Source organism: Flavobacterium cupriresistens, assembly GCF_020911925.1.
In the GTDB taxonomy this organism is placed as follows: domain Bacteria; phylum Bacteroidota; class Bacteroidia; order Flavobacteriales; family Flavobacteriaceae; genus Flavobacterium; species Flavobacterium cupriresistens.
Genome location: NZ_CP087134.1, coordinates 4,639,021 through 4,661,364 on the forward strand (window position 1 = coordinate 4,639,021; position 22,344 = coordinate 4,661,364).

Annotated in this window: 1 protein-coding gene; it reads right to left on the bottom strand. The window is 37.0% G+C overall.

The window, feature by feature from the left end:
* Nucleotides 1-2: 2 nt before the first annotated feature.
* On the bottom strand, nt 3-22,334 hold the full coding sequence (locus LNP23_RS18685) for a non-ribosomal peptide synthase/polyketide synthase (RefSeq protein WP_230002380.1): 22,332 nt from the start codon (nt 22,332-22,334) through the stop codon (nt 3-5).
* Between the last annotated feature and the right edge of the window lie 10 nt (nt 22,335-22,344).

The following is a 22,344-nucleotide window of genomic DNA, read 5'->3' on the forward strand; positions in this document are numbered from 1 at the left end:
AACTATATATTAATATTTACACTATAATTAATTGTATCATTTTCAGCAATACGTATCTTATAATCGATATAAGATGCCAACTCTTCCGCAGTTTTGAATTTAAAAACGTTTCGAATAGAGACTTCTATCGCTAATTCATCACGTATAATAGATATCAAGCGAGTCACCAATAAACTATGACCACCTAATTCGAAGAAGTTGTCATAAATCCCTACTTTTTCGATACCCAACAAATTCTGCCAGATTTCCACCAACTGTCTTTCTGTATCGGTACGCGGCTCAACATATTCCTTACTCGATAACTGTGAATTATCAGGATCCGGTAAGGCTTTCTTGTCCAGCTTTCCATTAGAAGTTAAAGGCATCTGATCCAGTTCAACCCAGATCATCGGAACCATATACTCGGGTAAACTTAACTTTAATTGTTCTTGTAGTACCTCTTTGTTCAATGAACCTTCCAACACTACATAACCAACCAAACGTTTATTACCTGATACATCTTCCTTAGCCAATACACAACATTGAGTAACCGATTCTAACAATGACAAAGCATTCTCGATCTCTCCCAATTCAATACGATAACCACGGATCTTAACCTGATTATCCTTTCTTCCAATATATTCTATACTACCATCAGCTAGCCAGCGTCCTAAATCTCCTGATCTATACAAGCGGTCTCCTGCTACAAAAGGATTTGTGATAAACTTCTCTTGCGTTAATTCTTCTCTGTTTAAATAACCTCTTGCAACTCCTGCTCCTCCAACACATAACTCTCCAATAACGCCTACCGGTACTAAATTTAGATTGGCATCTAAAATATAACATCCTAAAGTAGGGATCGCTGAACCAATAGCACTAACCGAACTTAACATATCTGAACTTGTTAGCTCTTTATAGGTAACGTGAACCGTAGTCTCGGTAATACCATACATGTTAATCATTTTACAAGACGGATATAATGCTTTCCAATTTTGTAAATAAACAGGGTTTAATGCCTCTCCTCCAAAAATTACATATCTGATCGCATGATCAAAACTCTCTGATAAGAATGCTTCCTGAAGTGCATAAAAAGATCCCGGAGTCTGGTTTAAAACCGTTACCCCTTCACTGATCAATAATTCTTTAAACGAAATAGCGTCTTTGGTTACTGCTTTTGGAACCACTACCAAACGGCCTCCATGAAGCAAGGCTCCATACATTTCCCATACCGAGAAATCAAAACAAAACGAATGAAACAGCGTCCAGACATCATGAGTTCCGAAATCAAATAGACAAGATTCATTTTTAAACAAACGAACAACATTACTATGGGTGATTAAAACTCCTTTTGGATTACCTGTACTTCCTGAAGTATAAATCACATAAGCCAGATGATCCGGTGCCACTACAACACTTAAGTTTTCTGTTGAATAGTTTGAAATCTTATTCCAATCTGTATCTAAGAGTACAAGATTAAGATTGGTATATTTCTCTAATACTTTATGACTTGCTGCACTACTCAGTACTAAATTAATTCCGGCATCACCCACCATATAGGCAATACGATCTTCAGGATAATCCGGATCGATTGGCACATAAGCCCCTCCTGATTTTAAGATTCCTAAAATACCAACCAACATCTCCAAACCACGCTCTACACAGATCCCCACAAGAGTATCAGGCTGAACGCCTTGTTCTCTTAAATAAGATCCTAGTTGATTGGACTTCTCATTTAATTCTTTATAACTTAATTTGGCTCCCTCATAAACTACCGCAATGGCATCGGGAGTATTTTTAACCTGCTCTTCAAATAAAGCAACTATGGTTTTATCCTTTGGATATTCAACAGCTGTGGTATTAAAAATATCCAATAACTGGTGTTCTTCCTCTAAAGTCAACATCGACAAGCTGCTTATTGGCTGAGTACTATCGCTGATGATAGCAACCAACAGCTCTTGGTAATGTACTACCATACGATCAATTGTAGTCTTATCAAACAAAGCGGTACAATAATTCATATTCAATGCGATACCATTACTTTCTTCGGCTACATTCAATGTTAAATCAAATTGAGAGGTAACAGCATCAAACTCATAACTTGTCAGTGTTATATTCTCTAAGGTCAATTCACCTGAATCTTCCGGTGTATTCTGTAAGACGAACATCACCTGAAACAGAGGAGTTATACTCATATCCCTGATACTAGCCACTCGATCCACGACCTTCTCAAATGAAGCCAATTGATGGTCATAACCATCTAATGTAGTTTCTTTTACTCTTACCAGAAGTTCACTGAAACTTGGATTATCTCCAAGATCACTACGAAGTGCCAAGGTATTCACAAAAAAGCCAATCATGCCTTCTAACTCCGATTGCGTACGGTTTGCAATTGGTGTTCCCACACAAATATCGTCCTGACCACTATAACGAGATAACAATACTTTAAAAACAGATAACAGCAACATAAACAAGGTAACACCTTCTTTTTGGCATAACGCTCTCAACGATTCACTAATTTCTTTACTTAAAGTGAAAGAAACATTTGATCCCGCTGTACTCTGCACAGAAGGACGTGCATAATCTGTTGGTAAGGATAAGGTAGCCACTCCCTGAAGCTTCTCTTGCCAATACGCTAATTGGGATTCTAAAACAGCTCCTTCGAGATACTTTCTTTGCCAAATTGCATAATCGGAATATTGTAAAGTAAGTTCCGGTAAAACCGTTGCTCTTCCTGACTTCAAGGCACTGTAAAGTTCCATGAACTCACGCACCAAAATACCTTCTGACCAACCATCACTGGCAATGTGATGAAACACACAAGCCAATACATACTCGCGATTTCCTAAATCATACAAACAACCTCTTAATTTATAGTCTTTTGACAAATCAAAAGAACTCATCAAATAGGTTTTAACAGTACTTTCTAATAAGGATCTGTCTCTTATTTTAACCTGATCCAACATCCAATCCGTCGGACTTATAACTTCTTGATATCCTACACCCTCTTCTGATAACAGAACCGTGCGAAGCACTTCATGACGTAAAACTATAGTTTGTAATGTTTGTTCTAATATTGATACTTCTAATTCCCCTTCCAAACGCAACACCACAGGAATATGATATTCTGTACTACCCTGCAACTGATCTAAAAACCACAAACGTTCCTGACTGAAAGACAACGGAATTCGTTTTGGACGCTCTTCCATAACAATAGCCGGTAATACTACTCCTTCTGATTGAACCGATATATGATCTCCTAAAGCTGCTATAGTAGTATATTCAAATACTTCCCTAATTGCTATTTCAATTGACAATTCTTTACGAATCATTGATGCCAAACGCGTAGCCAGTAAACTATGACCTCCCAATTCGAAGAAATTATCATAAACTCCCACTTTTTCTATTCCCAATAAGTTTTGCCAAATGACTGCCAATTGTTGTTCCGTCTCTGTGCGAGGCGCAACATACTCCTCTGTAGAAAGATCTGAGTTATCCGGATTCGGTAACGCTTTCTTGTCCAATTTACCATTTGAAGTTAAGGGCATCTGGTCCAGTTCAACCCAGATCATCGGAACCATATATTCGGGTAAACTTAATTTTAATTGATCTTGTAAAGCTGTTTTATCTAGTTTGCTCTCTGAAACTACATAAGCAACCAAACGTTTGTTACCTCCTGCATCTTCTTTGGCTAAAACACAACACTGAATCACAACTTCTAATGAAGATAAAACGTTCTCGATCTCACCTAGTTCAATACGATAACCACGGATCTTTACCTGATCGTCTTTTCTTCCAATATATTCAATATTTCCATCGGCAAGCCAACATACTAAATCTCCTGTTCTATAAATTCTGTCTCCTTTTACAAAAGGATTTGTGATAAACTTCTCCTGAGTTAACTCGTCCTGATTTAAATAACCTCGAGCCACTCCTGAACCTCCTACACACAATTCTCCAATAACTCCTATAGGTACTAAATTTAGATTGGCATCTAAAATATAAGCAACGCTATTATTAATTGGTTTTCCTATTGGAAGATTCTTGTTCGTTATATTATCAATGGTATAAGTCGTTGAAAAAGTAGTATTTTCTGTTGGACCATAACCGTTAACCACTTTAAGATTCGGATAAAGTTCTTTTAACTTATTTGTATAATTAAATAAAACTACATCTCCCCCTACTATTAAATAATCAAGGGGTTCAAAAAGAGATAAATCAGATTCTACTACCTGATGAAACCACGAAGCGGTCATCCATAAAGTATTGACTTTTCGTTCAATAAGCAGTTCTTTTAAACTAACTGAATTTAAAAGCGTATTAATAGAGGCTACTATTAATTGTCCTCCATTTAATAAAGTTCCCCAAAATTCTATCGTAGTCGCATCAAAAGAGATTGAACCTGTTGACAACCATACTGTTTCTGAATTTAAAGAGAGATAATCACAACTCTTAGATAAACTTACAATGTTTCCGTGAGTAACCATCACTCCTTTTGGTCTGCCGGTACTTCCTGAAGTATAAATAACATACGCCAAATCATCCGGTGTTACTTCAATACCTGGATTTTCTGTTGAATATCCCGAAATCGAATCCCAATCCGTGTCTAAGAGTACAACATTAATTGCGGTATACTCCTCTAATACTTTATGACTCGTTGCACTACTTAATACCAGTTTCATACCTGCATCATCTATCATATAAGCAATACGATCTGATGGGTAATCAGGATCTATGGGTACATAAACGCTTCCTGATTTCAAGATTCCTAAAATACCGACCATCATTTCCAAACTACGCTCTACACAGATCCCTATAAAAGTATCAGACTGAGCGCCCTGTTCTCTTAGATAATGTCCTAATTGATTGGACTTCTCATTTAATTCTTTATAACTTAATTCTTCTCCTTCATAAACCACCGCAATGGCATCAGGAGTATTTTTAACCTGCTCTTCAAATAAAGCAAGGATCGTTTTGTCTTTTGGATATTCAACCGCTGTGTTATTAAAAACATTCAATAACTGATCAGACTCTTCTTTTGATAAAACACTTAAAGCATTTATATGTAATTCTTCTCTTTTCAGACCTTCTAAAAGTTCCGTCAAAGCATTTTCCATATAAATCAGAATACGCTTAGCGCCTATACTCTGGTCAATCTGAGCTGTTAAACTAAAATCATCTCCATGATCGTCTACACTTAATGTAAATGGATAGTTCGTGCGTTCCTGACCACCAACAACGGTTATACCTGAATCAAATTCACCTGTCTCATCTTGCTCTGTTAAAACATGTGCCGAGTGACGGTAATTCAATAAAGCACTGAAAAAGGCTTTATCATTACCTATACCACTCCAATCCTGGATATGTGATAAAGGCGTTTGCTCATAGGACAATAAATCCTGTAACAGCCCTTTCACCTGATTCACATACTCAGATGTGCTGCCTTTTAATTCCAACAACACCGGTAAGGTATTGATAAACAAGCCTAAGGAATCTGCTGCTCCTAAAGCTCCTTGAAGCCTTCCGGAAAACAACGACCCAAAAACAGCATAGTCCTTATTACTACATCTGGCCACTACCAGTCCGTAAGCAGCATGGAACAATACCGCCGGAGTCATACCGAATCTAACGCATGTTGCACGCAATTCGATACTGAAAGATTCTGAAAGTTTAACTTCTGAATCCTCAATATTCCTGCCACCTCCTAAAACATTAGATAATCCAAAAGGATAGGTTGGTTCTTCGATTGCGCCAAATAAAGTTTTAAAATAAGATGCTCCATCATTTACTGATTGGGCGTGTAAAGTATGGCCTATAAAATCACGGTACAAAACAGGAACTCCTAAACTGGCTATATTTCCTGATAAATACATCGTAATCTCGGATATGATTTTCTCCATACCCACGTGGTCAATTATCAAGTGGTGTTGGTATACAATCAAATAATAACAACTATTCTGAGTATCATCTGCTGATTTTAACTGCAGTAGTGGTGCTTTTGTAACATCCATCCAATATCCTCCAGGGGCTATCAGAAGTTCCAGTTGTGGTAAAACTGCTTTTGAATGATCCAATTCTAAATGCTCAACCCATAAAGGCGCTTCACGTAAAACAACCTGAACGGCTCTTGGTAAACCTGAACTCAAAATACTGGTACGCAAAACATCATGACGGTTCACCACAAATTGTAAGGCCTCTATGAAAGAATCTCGTTTACTCTGATCTGTAAAAGAAAGCAAACTTGGAAGCACATAAGGATCGCCCTCTTTAGGATCACTCATCAAATGATGAAAATGAATTCCTTCTTGCAAAGGGGATAAAGGATAGATATCCGCTATATTAGTAATGCCTCCCCTTACAGTTGCCATTATGCTGTCCAGATCACTCTGACTCAAATCAGCCAAAGGAACCATTGCTGGGATAATAACATCGCTATCAACTGTTATACCATTGGACGGAACACGATACACTAATGATAAAGAAGATAACTTCTCAATCATTAAAGCTATCGTTGGTCCTGCAAAAATATCTTTTACTCTAATATGAAAATCTAACTTCTGTAAACGAGAAATTAATTGAACAGCCAGTAAACTATGACCTCCCAATTCGAAGAAATTATCATAAACTCCGACTTTTTCTATTCCCAATAAGTTTTGCCAAATGGCTGCCAATTGTTCTTCCGTCTCTGTACGAGGCGCAACATACTCTTGGGTAGACAAATCTGAGTTATCCGGATTCGGTAACGCTTTCTTGTCCAATTTACCATTAGACGTTAAAGGCATTTTATCCAGTCCAACCCAAATCATCGGAACCATATATTCGGGTAAACTTAACTTTAATTGTTCTTGTAAAGCTGTTCTATCTAGTTTGTTCTCTGAAACTACATAAGCAACCAGGCGTTTGTTACCTGATGCATCTTCTTTGGCCAATACACAACATTGAATCACAGCTTCTAATGAAGATAAAACGTTCTCGATCTCACCAAGCTCGATTCGATAACCACGGATCTTTACCTGATCGTCTTTTCTTCCGATATATTCTATGTTTCCGTCAGCTAACCAACGTACTAAATCTCCTGTTCTATAAATTCTGTCTCCTTTTACAAAAGGATTTGTGATAAACTTTTCCTGAGTTAATTCTACTTGGTTTAAATAACCACGAGCCACTCCTGAACCTCCTACACACAATTCTCCAATAACTCCTATAGGTACTAAATTTAAATTTGCATCTAAAATATAAGCAACGCTATTATTAATTGGTTTTCCTATTGGAAGATTCTTGTTCGTTATATTATCAATGGTATAAGTCGTTGAAAAAGTAGTATTTTCTGTTGGACCATAACCGTTAACCACTTTAAGCTTCGGATAAAGCTCTTTTAGCTTATTTGTATAATTAAATAAAACTACATCTCCTCCTACTATTAAATAATCAAGGGGTTCAAAAAGAGATAAATCAGATTCTACTACCTGATGAAACCACGAAGCGGTCATCCATAAAGTATTGACTTTTCGTTCAATAAGCAGTTCTTTTAAACTAACTGAATTTAAAAGCGTATTGATAGAGGCTACTATTAATTGTCCTCCATTTAATAAAGTTCCCCAAAATTCTATCGTAGTCGCATCAAAAGAGATTGAACCTGTTGACAACCATACTGTTTCTGAATTTAAAGAGATATAATCACAACTCTTAGATAAACTTACAATGTTTCCGTGAGTAACCATCACTCCCTTGGGTCTGCCGGTACTTCCTGAAGTATAAATCACATACGCCAAATCATCCGGTGTTACTCCAATACCCAAGTTTTCTGTTGAATATCCCGAAATCGCATCCCAATCCGTGTCTAAGAGTACAACATTAATAGCGGTATACTCCTCTAATACTTTATGACTCGCTGTACTACTTAATACCAGTTTCATACCTGCATCATCTACCATATAAGCGATACGATCTGATGGGTAATCGGGATCTATGGGTACATAAACGCTTCCTGATTTTAAGATTCCTAAAATACCGACCATCATTTCCAAACTACGCTCTACACAGATCCCTATAAAAGTATCAGACTGAGCGCCCTGTTCTCTTAGATAATGTCCTAATTGATTGGACTTTTCATTTAATTCTTTATAACTTAATTCTTCTCCTTCATAAACCACCGCAATGGCATCAGGAGTATTTTTAACCTGCTCTTCAAATAAAGCAAGGATCGTTTTATCTTTTGGATATTCAACCGCTGTGTTATTAAAAACATCTAATAACTGATCAGACTCTTCTTTTGATAAAACACTTAAAGCATTTATATGTAATTCTTCTCTTTTCAGACCTTCTAAAAGTTCCGTCAAAGCATTTTCCATATAAATAAGGATACGCTTAGCGCCTATACTCTGGTCAATCTGAGCTGTTAAACTAAAATCATCTCCATGATCGTCTACACTTAATGTAAATGGATAGTTGGTACGTTCCTGACCACCAACAACGGTTATACCTGAATCAAATTCACCTGTCTCATCCTGCTCTGTTAAAACATGTGCCGAGTGACGGTAATTCAATAAAGCACTGAAAAAGGCTTTATCATTACCAATCCCACTCCAATCCTGAATATGTGATAAAGGCGTTTGCTCATAGGACAATAAATCCTGTAACAGTCCTTTCACCTGATTCACATACTCAGATGTACTGCCTTTTAATTCCAACAACACCGGTAAGGTATTGATAAACAACCCTAGGGAATCTGCTGCTCCTAAAGCTCCTTGAAGCCTTCCGGAAAACAACGACCCAAAAACAGCATAGTCTTTATTACTACATCTGGCCACTACCAATCCGTAAGCAGCATGGAACAATACCGCCGGAGTCATACCGAATCTAACGCATGTTGCACGCAATTCGATACTGAAAGATTCTGAAAGTTTAACTTCTGAATCCTCAATATTCCTGCCACCTCCTAAAACATTAGATAAGTCAAAAGGATAAGTAGGCTCTTCGATCGCTCCAAATAAAGACTTAAAGTAAGATGCTCCATCATTTACTGATTGGGCGTGTAAAGTATGACCTATAAAATCACGGTACAAAACAGGAACTCCTAAACTGGCTATATTTCCTGATAAATACATCGTAATCTCGGATATGATTTTCTCCATACCTACGTGGTCAATTATCAAGTGATGTTGGTATACAATCAAATAATAACAACTATTCTGGGTATCATCTGCTGATTTTAACTGCAATAATGGTGCTTTTGTAACATCCATCCAATATCCTCCAGGGGCTATCAGAAGTTCCAGTTGTGGTAAAACTGCTTTTGAATGATCCAATTCTAAATGCTCAACCCATAAAGGCGCTTCACGTAAAACAACCTGAACGGCTCTTGGTAAACCTGAACTCAAAATACTGGTACGTAAAACATCATGGCGGTTCACCACAAATTGTAAGGCCTCTATGAAAGAATCTCGTTTACTCTGATCTGAAAAAGAAAGTAAACTTGGAAGCACATAAGGATCTCCCTCTTTAGGATCACTCATCAAATGATGAAAATGAATTCCTTCTTGCAAAGGGGATAAAGGATAGATATCCGCTATATTGGTAATGCCTCCCCTTACTGTGTCTATTATAAAATCCAGATCGCTTTGACTCAAATCAGCCAAAGGAACCATTGCTGGCGTAACAACATCACTATCAACTGTTATACCATTGGCCGGAACACGATACACTAAAGATAAAGAAGATAACTTCTCACTCATTAAAGCTATCGTTGGTCCTGCAAAAATATCTTTTACTCTAATATGAAAATCTAACTTCTGTAAACGAGAAATTAATTGAACAGCCAGTAAACTATGACCTCCTAATTCGAAGAAATTATCATAAACTCCCACTTTTTCTATTCCCAATAAGTTTTGCCAAATGGCAACCAATTGTTCTTCCGTCTCTGTACGAGGCGCAACATACTCTTGGGTAGACAAATCTGAACTATCCGGATTCGGTAACGCTTTTCTGTCCAATTTACCATTAGAAGTTAAAGGCATTTTATCCAGTTCAACCCAAATCATCGGAACCATATATTCCGGTAAACTTAATTTTAATTGATCCTGTAAAGCTGTTTTATCAAGTTTATCCTCTGAAACTACATAAGCAACCAAACGTTTGTTACCTGATGCATCTTCTTTGGCTAAAACACAACACTGAATCACAGCTTCTAATGAAGATAAAACGTTCTCGATCTCTCCCAATTCTATACGATAACCGCGAATCTTAACCTGATCGTCTTTTCTTCCAATATATTCTATGTTTCCGTCAGCTTGCCAACGTACTAAATCTCCTGTTCTATAAATTCTGTCTCCTTTTACAAAAGGATTTGTTATAAACTTCTCCTGAGTTAACTCGTCCTGGTTTAAATAACCACGAGCCACTCCTGAACCTCCGATACATAATTCTCCAATAACGCCTATCGGTACTAAATCTAACGAAGTATTTAAAATATAAATTCCCGTATTACCTATAGGTTGTCCTATGCTAATTTCTTTAGAAGCAAAACTACCTTTATTGTAAAAAGATATCGTAGAAGTTACGGTTGTTTCTGTTGGTCCATATTCATTATAAAATGCATATCCCTTGTTCCAGTCCTCCATTAAATCTTTACTGCAAGTCTCTCCTCCAACCACTACTCTTCGCAATGATTTTAAATCTGTCCTTACAGCTAAAGTACTTAACATACTTGGAGTAGTATGAAAATGTGTTACATTCTGACTATCAATAAAATCAAGTAAATTTTCGGTATCGAGAATTGTTTCTTTGTTTATAAGAACCAATTTACTGCCACTGCACAAAGCCATAAAAATTTGTTCTACTGAAGCATCAAATACAAAGTTTGAAAACTGTAAAACAACATCGCTTGAATCAATACTAAATGTGTTAATCTGAGAAAAAATTAGATTTACAACATTAGTATGTTCAATCATCACTCCCTTAGGTCTGCCAGTACTTCCTGACGTATAAATAACATAAGCCAAATCACCTGGTGCTACTTCAACACTTAAATTTTCTTTAGCATACCCAGAGATCAAATCCCAATCCCTATCTAACAGCAAAACATTAATACCAACAGGATTTTTCAAAACCTTATGACATTTTTCGCTGCTTACCATCAGTTTTATTCCTGTATCATTCAACATATAAACAATACGATCTGATGGGTAATCAGGATCTATAGGCACATAAGCTGCTCCTGATTTCAAGATTCCCAAGATACCAACCAACATCTCCAAACTGCGTTCCAGACAAATCCCCACAAGGGCATCAGGTTCAACACCTTGTTCTCTTAAATAAAACCCTAATTGATTGGACTTTTCATTTACTTCTTTATAACTTAATTCTTCTCCCTCAAAAACTACCGCAATAGCATCAGGAGTTTTTTTAACCTGTTCTTCAAACAAATCAACAAGCGTTTTATCCTTTGGATATTCAGCCGTTGTATTATTGAATATATCTAATAATTGCTGCTCTTCTTGTAACGTTAATATCGACAGACTGTTTATTGGCTGAGTACTGTCACTGATGACCGCAACCAAAAGCTCTTGGTAATGCATCAGCATACGATCAATCGTAGCCTTATCAAACAAGTCTGTACAATACACTAAATCTAATGCAATACAATTGGCCACTTCAGATACATTCAGCGTCAAATCAAATTGAGAGGTAACAGTGTTAAACTCATAATTTGAAAGCGCAACATTTTCTAAAGCTAATTCACCTGAGCCTTCCGGTGTATTCTGTAATACGAACATCACCTGAAACAGAGGAGTCGTATTCCTGTCGCGGGTCGTAACTACACGGCCCACAACCTTCTCAAATGGAACCAACTGATGGTCATAACTTCCTAAAGTAGTTTCCTTTACTCTGGATAACAGCTCCCTAAAACTTGGATTATCTCCCAAATCACTACGAAGCGCCAAAGTATTGACAAAAAAACCAATCACACCCTCTAGCTCGGATTGTGTACGGTTTGCAATTGGTGTTCCCACACAAATATCATCCTGACCACTATAACGAGATAACAATACTTTAAAAGCTGATAACAGCAACATAAACAAGGTAACACCTTCTTTTTGGCATAACGATTTTAACGAATCACCAAGCTCTTTATCCAAGACTAGCGAAACATTCGATCCTGCTGTACTTTGCACGGAAGGACGAGCATAATCTGTTGGTAAGGATAAGGTAGCCACTCCCTGTAAGTTTGCTTCCCAATACGATAATTCCGATTCTAAAGCAGCTTCATTAAGATACTTTCTTTGCCAGATTGCATAATCCGAATATTGTAAAACCAGCTCCGGAAGAACCGCAGCTCTTCCCGATTGCAAGGCATTGTAGATCTCCATAAATTCATTGACCAAAATACCTCCTGACCAACCATCGCTGGCAATGTGATGAAATACACAAGTCAATACATAGTTCTGATTCCCTAAATCAAACAGACCACTTCTTAACTTATAATCTTTTGACAAATCAAAAGGAATCTTTAAATACTCCTGCAGATTGTTATCTAATACACCTTTATTTGTTGTTTCAAATTGATCCAGTCTCCAATCCTCAGGACTAATAACTTCCTGATAACCTAGACCGTCCTCTGACAACAAAATGGTACGAAGTACCTCATGGCGTGAAACTATAACTTGTAATGTTTGTTCCAGTATCGACACATTTAATTCCCCTTCCAAACGTAACGCAATAGGGATATGGTATTCTGTACTACCTTGTAATTGATCTAAAAACCACAAACGTTCCTGGCTGAAAGACAATGGGATTCGCTCCGGACGATCTTCAACAACAATAACCGGAAGTAATACTCCCTTTGATTGAGCCGACACATGAGTTCCTAAAGCTGATATGGTTGTATATTGAAATACTTCTCTGATTGACAATTCAATAGATAATTCTTTACGTATCATTGACACCAATCGGGTAGCCAGTAAACTATGACCGCCCAATTCGAAGAAATTATCATAAACACTTACTTTTTCTATACCTAACAAATTCTGCCATATGGCCGCCAATTGTCTTTCTATTTCTGTGCGAGGCGCAACATACTCCTGTGTAGAAAGAGCTGAGTTATCCGGATTCGGTAACGCTTTCTTGTCCAGTTTACCATTTGAAGTTAAAGGCATCTGATCCAGTTCAACCCAAATCATCGGAACCATATATTCGGGTAAACTTAATTTTAATTGTTCTTGTAGTACCTCTTTGTTCAATGAACCTTCCAACACTACATAACCAACCAAACGTTTATTGCCTGATACATCTTCTTTGGCCAATACACAACATTGAGTAACCGATTCCAATAAGGACAAAGCATTTTCGATCTCACCCAATTCAATACGATAACCACGGATCTTAACCTGATTATCCTTTCTTCCAATATATTCTATACTACCATCAGCTAGCCAGCGTCCTAAATCTCCTGATCTATACAAGCGGTCTCCTGCTACAAAAGGATTTGTGATAAACTTCTCTTGCGTTAATTCTTCTCTGTTTAAATAACCTCTTGCAACTCCTGCTCCTCCAACACATAACTCTCCAATAACGCCTACCGGTACTAAATTTAGATTGGCATCTAAAATATAACATCCTAAAGTAGGGATCGCTGAACCAATAGCACTAACCGAACTTAACATATCTGAACTTGTTAGCTCTTTATAGGTAACGTGAACCGTAGTCTCGGTAATACCATACATGTTAATCATTTTACAAGACGGATATAATGCTTTCCAATTTTGTAAATAAACAGGGTTTAATGCCTCTCCTCCAAAAATTACATATCTGATCGCATGATCAAAACTCTCTGATAAGAATGCTTCCTGAAGTGCATAAAAAGATCCCGGAGTCTGGTTTAAAACCGTTACCCCTTCACTGATCAATAATTCTTTAAACGAAATAGCGTCTTTGGTTACTGCTTTTGGAACCACTACCAAACGGCCTCCATGAAGCAAGGCTCCATACATTTCCCATACCGAGAAATCAAAACAAAACGAATGAAACAGCGTCCAGACATCATGAGTTCCAAAATCAAATAGACAAGATTCATTTTTAAACAAACGGACAACATTACTATGGGTAATTAAAACTCCTTTTGGATTACCTGTACTTCCTGAAGTATAAATCACATAAGCCAAATCATCCGGCGATACTACAATGTCCTGATTTTCCTTAGAATGACCCGAAATCTTCTCCCAATCTGTATCTAAGAGTACAACATTAAGATCGGTATATTCCTCTAATACTTTATGACTTGCTGCACTACTCAGTACTAAATTAATTCCGGCATCACCTACCATATAAGCAATACGATCCTCTGGATAATCCGGATCGATTGGCACATAAGCACCTCCTGATTTCAAGATTCCCAAGATTCCAACCAGCATCTCCAAACCACGCTCTACACAGATCCCCACAAGAGTATCCGGCTCAACGCCTTGTTCTCTTAAATAAGATCCTAGTTGATTCGACCTTTCATTTAATTCTTTATAACTTAATTTGGCTCCTTCATAAACCACCGCAATGGCATCAGGAGTATTTTTAACCTGCTCTTCGAATAAAGTTACTAATGTCTTATCTTTTGGATAGTCAACAGCTGTGTTATTGAAAATATTCAACAATTGGTCTTCTTCCTTCGCAGTAAGCATTAAAAGACTACCTATTGACTGGTTGATATCATTCACAATACCTGCCAATAACTCTTGATAATGCAACAACATATAATCAATTGTGACTTTATCAAACAAAGCAGTGCAATAATTAATGTCAAGTGCAATACTATTATTATCTTCGACTACATTCAGCATTAAATCAAATTGAGAAGTAACAGCGTCAAACTCATAACTTGTCAGTGTTATATTCTCTAAGGCCAATTTACCTGACTCTTCCGGTGTATTCTGTAAGACGAACATTACCTGAAACAGAGGAGTCATGCTCATATCCCGGGCAGTAACCACTTGTTCTACAACCCTCTCAAATGGAACCAACTGATGGTCATAACCATCCAGTGTAGTCTTCTTTATTCTGGATAAAAGCTCACTGAAACTTGGATTGCCTCCCAAATCACTACGCAGTGCCAAAGTATTGACAAAAAAGCCAATCATACCCTCTAACTCCGATTGAGTACGGTTTGCTATTGGCGTTCCTACACAGATATCGTCTTGACCACTATAACGAGATAACAATACTTTAAAAGCTGATAACAGCAACATAAACAAGGTAACACCTTCTTTTTGGCATAACGCTCTTAACGAAGCACTAAGCTCTTTATCCAAAACTAGTGAAACATTCGATCCTGCTGTACTTTGCACAGAAGGACGAGCGTAATCTGTTGGTAAGGATAAGGTAGCTACTCCTTGAAGCTTCTCCTGCCAATACGTTAACTGGGACTTTAAAACAGTTCCTTCGAGATACTTTCTTTGCCAGATTGCATAATCCGAATATTGCAAAGTAAGTTCCGGTAAAACAGCAGTTCTTCCTGATTGTAAGGCATTGTAGATCTCCGTAAATTCATTGACCAAAATACCACTTGACCAACCATCGCTGGCAATGTGATGAAATACACAAGTCAATACATAGTTCTGATTCCCTAAATCAAACAGACCACTTCTTAGCTTATAGTCTTTTGACAAATCAAAAGGAATCTTTAAATAATCCTGGAGATTACTGTCTAATACACCTTTATTTGTTATTTCAAATTGATCCAGTCTCCAATCCTCAGGACTAATAATTTCCTGATAACCTAGACCGTCCTCTGACAACAGCATGGTACGAAGAACCTCATGACGAGATACAATAGTCTGCAGGGTTTGTTCTAAAATCAATACATCTAATTCTCCTTCCAAACGCAATGCAATAGAAATATGATATTCTGTACTACCTTGCAATTGATCTAAAAACCATAAACGTTCCTGACTAAAAGACAACGGAATTCGTTTTGGTCGATCCTCTACAACAACAGTTGCAAGCGTCAGCTCTGCTCCCTTTGATTGAGCTGAAACACAAGCCCCTAAAGCAGCTATAGTGGTACTCTCAAACACCTCTCTTATAGATACTTCTGTAGACAATTCTTTACGTATCATTGATACCAATCGGGTAGCCAGTAAACTATGACCACCCAATTCGAAGAAATTATCATAAACACTTACTTTTTCTATACCTAACAAATTCTGCCATATGGCTGCCAATTGTCTTTCTATTTCTGTGCGAGGCGCAACATACTCTTGGGTAGAAAGAGCTGAGTTATCCGGATTCGGTAACGCTTTCTTGTCCAATTTACCATTAGAAGTTAAAGGCATTTTATCCAATTCAACCCAAATCATCGGAACCATATACTCCGGTAAACTTAACTTTAATTGTTCTTGTAGTACCTCTTTGTTTAATGAACCTTCCAACACTACATAACCAACCAAACGTTTATTACCTGCTGTATCTTCCTTGGCCAATACACAACATTGGGTAACCGATTCTAACAATGACAAAGCATTTTCGATCTCTCCCAATTCAATACGATAACCACGGATCTTAACCTGATTATCCTTTCTTCCAATATATTCGATACTACCGTCAGCTAGCCAGCGTCCTAAGTCACCTGATCTATACAAACGGTCTTCTGCTACAAAAGGATTTGTGATAAACTTCTCTTGCGTTAATTCTTCTCTGTTTAAATATCCTCTTGCAACTCCTGCTCCTCCTACACACAATTCTCCAATAACGCCTACCGGTACTAAATTTAGATTGGCATCTAAAATATAACATCCTAAAGTAGGAATCGCTGAACCAATAGCACTAACCGAACTTAACATATCTGAACTTGTTAGCTCTTTATAGGTAACGTGAACCGTAGTCTCAGTAATACCATACATGTTAATCATTTTACAAGACGGATATAATGCTTTCCAATTTTGTAAATAAACAGGGTTTAATGCCTCTCCTCCAAAAATCACATATCTGATCGCATGATCAAAATTCTCTGATAAGAATGCTTCTTGAAGTGCATAAAAAGATCCCGGAGTCTGGTTTAAAACCGTTACTCCTTCAGTGATCAATAATTCTTTAAAGGAAATAGCGTCTTTTGTTACTGCTTTTGGAACCACTACCAAACGGCCTCCATGAAGCAAGGCTCCATACATTTCCCATACCGAGAAATCAAAACAAAACGAATGAAACAGCGTCCAGACGTCATGAGTTCCGAAATCAAATAAACAGGATTCGTTTTTAAACAAACGAACAACATTACTATGGGTAATTAAAACTCCTTTTGGATTACCTGTACTTCCTGAAGTATAAATCACATAAGCCAGATGATCCGGTGCCACTACAACACTTAAGTTTTCTGTTGAATAGTTTGAGATCTTATTCCAATCTGTATCTAAGAGTACAACATTAATAGCTGCGTATTCCTCCAGTACTTTATGACTTGCTGCACTGCTCAATACTAAATTAATTCCGGCATCACCCACCATATAGGCAATACGATCCTCAGGATAATCGGGATCTATCGGCACATAAGCACCTCCTGATTTCAAGATTCCCAAGATTCCAACCAACATCTCCAAACCACGCTCTACACAGATCCCCACAAGAGTATCTGGTGCAACGCCTTGTTCTCTTAAATAAGATCCTAATTGATTCGACCTTTCATTTAATTCTTTATAACTTAATTTGGCTCCCTCATAAACCACCGCAATGGCATCAGGAGTATTTTTAACCTGTTCTTCGAATAAGGTAACTATGGTTTTATCCTTTGGATACTCAACTGCCGTATTATTGAAAATATCCAATAATTGGTGCTCTTCACCTTTTGATAAAATATTTAAGGTATTTATATTTAATTCTTCTCTTTTTAAACCTTCTAAGAGTTCCGTTAAAGCGTTTTCCATATAAACCAGGATACGCTTAGCACCTATACTCCCATCAACCTGAGCATTTAAACTAAAATCATCTCCATAATCATTTATACTCAATGTAAATGGATAATTGGTACGCTCGTGACCTGCAAGGACAGTTATGCCGGAATCAAATTTATTGGTTTGATTGTCTTGTGATAAAGAAGATGTCGAGTGACGGTAATTTAATAAGGCACTAAAAAAAGCTTTATCATTACCTATACCACTCCAATCCTGAATATGCGATAAAGGCGTTTGCTCATAAGACAGTAAATCCTGTAACAGAACTTTAACCTCATTCAAATACGCTGACACACCACCTTTTAACGTTACTATTACCGGCAATGTATTGATAAACAACCCTAAGGAATCTGCTGCTCCTACAGCCCCTTGAAGTCTTCCGGAAAACAAGGATCCAAAAATAGCATAGTCCTTATTACTACACTTAGCCACTACCAATCCGTACGCGGCATGGAACAGAACTGCAGGGCTTATGGCGTGCAGTACACTTAATTTACGTAATTCTTTGCTTAAATCTTTGGAGAGCACTATATGAGATTCTTCAATATTTCTACCGTCTCCTAAAACATTCACTAAATCAAAAGGATAGGTAGGTTCTTCGATCGTTCCCAATAAAGACTTAAAATAAGATGCTCCATCATTTACCGATTGGGCATGCAAAGTATGACCTATAAAATCACGGTACAAAACAGGAACTCCTAAACTATCGCCATTACCTGATAAATACGTCGTAATTTCAGATATGATTTTCTCCATACCATAAAAATCTGATATGAGGTGGTGTTGGTATACAATCAAATAATAACAACCATTCTGAGCATCATCTGCTGATTTCAACTGCAGTAATGGTGCTTTTGTAACATCCATCCAATATCCTCCAGGGGCTATCAGAAGTTCTAATTGTGGTAAAACTGCTTTTGAATGATCCAATTCTAAATGCTCAATCCATAAAGGTGCTTCACGTAAAACAACCTGAACTGCGACCGGTAAACCCGAACTCAAAATACAGCTACGTAAAACATCATGACGGTTCACCACAAATTGTAAAGCCTCTATGAAAGAATCTCGTTTACTCTGATCTGTAAAAGAAAGTAAACTTGGAAGCACATAAGGATCGCCCTCTTTAGGATCACTCATCAAATGATGAAAATGAATTCCTTCCTGCAAAGGGGATAAAGGATAGATATCTTCTATGTTAGAAATACCTCCCGTTACAGTTGCCATTATGCTATCCAGATCACTCTGACTCAAATCAGCTAAAGGAACCATTGCTGGAGTAATAACATCACTATCAACTGTTATACCATTGGTTGGGACACGATAGGCTAATGATAAAGAAGATAACTTCTCACTCATCGATACTATTGTAGGACCTGCAAAAATATCTTTTACCTCAATATGAAAATCTAACTTCTGTAAACGGGAAATTAATTGAACAGCCAATAAACTATGACCACCCAACTCAAAGAAGTTATCATAAACTCCCACTTTTTCTATGCCTAATAAATTCTGCCAAATGGTAGCCAACTGTTGCTCCGTCTCTGTGCGAGGCGCAACATACTCTTGGGTAGAAAGATCTGAATTATCCGGATTCGGTAACGCTTTCTTGTCCAATTTACCATTAGAAGTTAAGGGCATCTGGTCCAGTCCAATCCAGATCATCGGAACCATATATTCCGGTAAACTTAATTTTAATTGATCCTGTAAAGCTGTTTTATCTAGTTTGTTCTCTGAAACTACATAAGCAACCAAACGTTTGTTACCTCCTGCATCTTCTCTGGCTAAAACACAACATTGGGTAACCGATTCTAATGAAGATAAAACGTTCTCGATCTCACCAAGCTCGATTCGATAACCACGGATCTTAACCTGATCGTCTTTTCTTCCAATATATTCTATGTTTCCGTCAGCTAACCAACGTACTAAATCTCCTGTTCTATAAATTCTGTCTCCTTCAACAAAAGGATTTCTGATAAACTTCTCCTGAGTTAACTCATCCTGGTTTAAATAACCACGAGCCACTCCTGAACCTCCAATACATAATTCTCCAATAACGCCTATCGGTACTAAATCTAACGAAGTATTTAAAATATAAATTTCCGTATTACCTATAGGTTGTCCTATGCTAATTTCTTTAGAACCAAAACTACCTTTATTGTAAAAAGATATCGTAGAAGTTACGGTTGTTTCTGTTGGTCCATATTCATTATAAAATGCATATGCCTTGTTCCAATCCTCCATTAAATCTTTGCTGCAAGTCTCTCCTCCAACCACTACTCTTCGCAATGATTTTAAATCTGTCCTTACAGCTAAAGTACTTAACATACTTGGAGTAGTATGAAAATGTGTTACATCTTGATTATCAATAAAATCAAGTAAATTTTCGGTATCGAGAATTGTTTCTTTGTTGATAAGAACCAACTTACTGCCACTGCACAAAGCCATAAAAATTTGTTCTACTGAAGCATCAAATACAAAGTTTGAAAACTGTAAAACAACATCACTTGAATCAATACTAAATGTGTTAATCTGAGAAAAAATTAGATTTACAACATTAGTATGTTCAATCATCACTCCCTTAGGTCTGCCAGTACTTCCTGACGTATAAATAACATAAGCCAAATGACTTGGTGCTACTTCAACACTTAAATTTTCTTTAGCATACCCAGAGATCAAATCCCAATCCCGGTCTAACAAAACAACATTAACACCAGTAGGGTTTCTCAATGCCTTATGACTCGCTGCACTACTTAGTACCAGCTCCATACCTGCATCACTCACCATATGAGCAATGCGATCTTCCGGATAATCAGGATCTATTGGAACATAAGCTGCTCCTGATTTCAAGATTCCCAAGATACCAACCAACATCTCCAAACTGCGCTCCAGACAAATCCCCACAAGGGTATCTGCCTCAACACCCTTTTCTTTTAAATAATGTCCTAATTGATTGGACTTTTCATTTACTTCTTTATAACTTAATTCTTCTCCTTCATAAACCACCGCAGTGGCATCAGGAGTTTTTTTAACCTGCTCTTCAAATAAATCAACTATAGTTTTATCCTTTGGATATTCAACCGTGATGTTATTGAAAACATCCAATAACTGATACTCTTCCTGTTTGGTAAGAATAGACAGATCAGCAACAGATTGATCTAATCCAAACTCAAACTGTCTTATAATATGAAGTAGTCTTGTAACGAGTACTTCTATTTCATTACTATTAAAATATTCTTTTTGATAGTCGACATTTAATTCCATAGGAAGATCTTGCCCATAATCACACCATCGAATAGACAGCGGATATTCAACCAAGCTACTGGATAAATGTTTTATCTCTATACTAAGATCCGGAGATAATGATTTTGGAAAAGGAAGAGGCTCATAGTTTACTGCCACATCAAAAACCTGCAATCGGTTTTCTGACAATAATTTTAAAGATCTGTTCAAAAACGAAATAGGATACAAACGATGTCTGTAATCATTTCGTTGCGTTTGACTAATCTCTGACAGAAGATCTGACAAGACTTGATCTTTAGCGTAATTTCCTTTATAAGGAAGCATTCCGGCAAACATTCCTAATGTTTTTCTTTCCTGTCTTCCTACTCTATTGTGAATAGGGATTCCAAAACTAAAACTTTCCTCATCTGTTGTTTTTCCGAAATACAACAACAAGGCTGCTATCGTAAGTTGTGGGATATTTGCCTTTGTTGACTCTGACAAACGATTAAACAATGCTTTATCTGAGTGTGAAACAGTAAGTGAAAATCGCCCACCTCCTACTTCGTTTATGTATTTTTTATTTACTGTTTTTTTAGGAACAGCGTTATATTTTTCTTCCCAATAAATCTTGTCTTTACTACATTGTTCTGAATTAATATACTCAAAACTTTTTTGTGTAGCATCAAGATAAGAAGGATACTGTACCTCAGATCCTTCTTCTCCCTTTATAAAATTTTCATATTGATTAATTACGTAATCAACTTTTATTGCAAAACCAAATCCATCTGTTATTAAATGATGAAAACAAACAAACCACCAATATTCATCTTTTCCAATTTTGATTAGTGTGTACTTATATAATTTTTCTTCTTTTAAGTCAAAAGCAATGTTAAACTGGTTTTGCATCCATTCGCTTGCCTTTTTTCTTGGCTCCAATTCTGACGAAAAATCCAATTCATCGATAAAAACTTTCTTTGGAAAATCACTAATATAAAATGCCGGTTCATTTTCTGTAAAATCAAATTTGATATTAAAAACATCAAAAACATCAGACAAACCTTCTATTACTTGCTTAAATTGAGAGACATCAAAAGACCCTTTAAAAATTGTATAACCACCAATATTATATAATGGACTTTCCGGATTCATCAATTGCCCGTAATAGACTTCTTGCTGTGCTATATGTAATTTTGATTTTATATTCATTATAGTATTT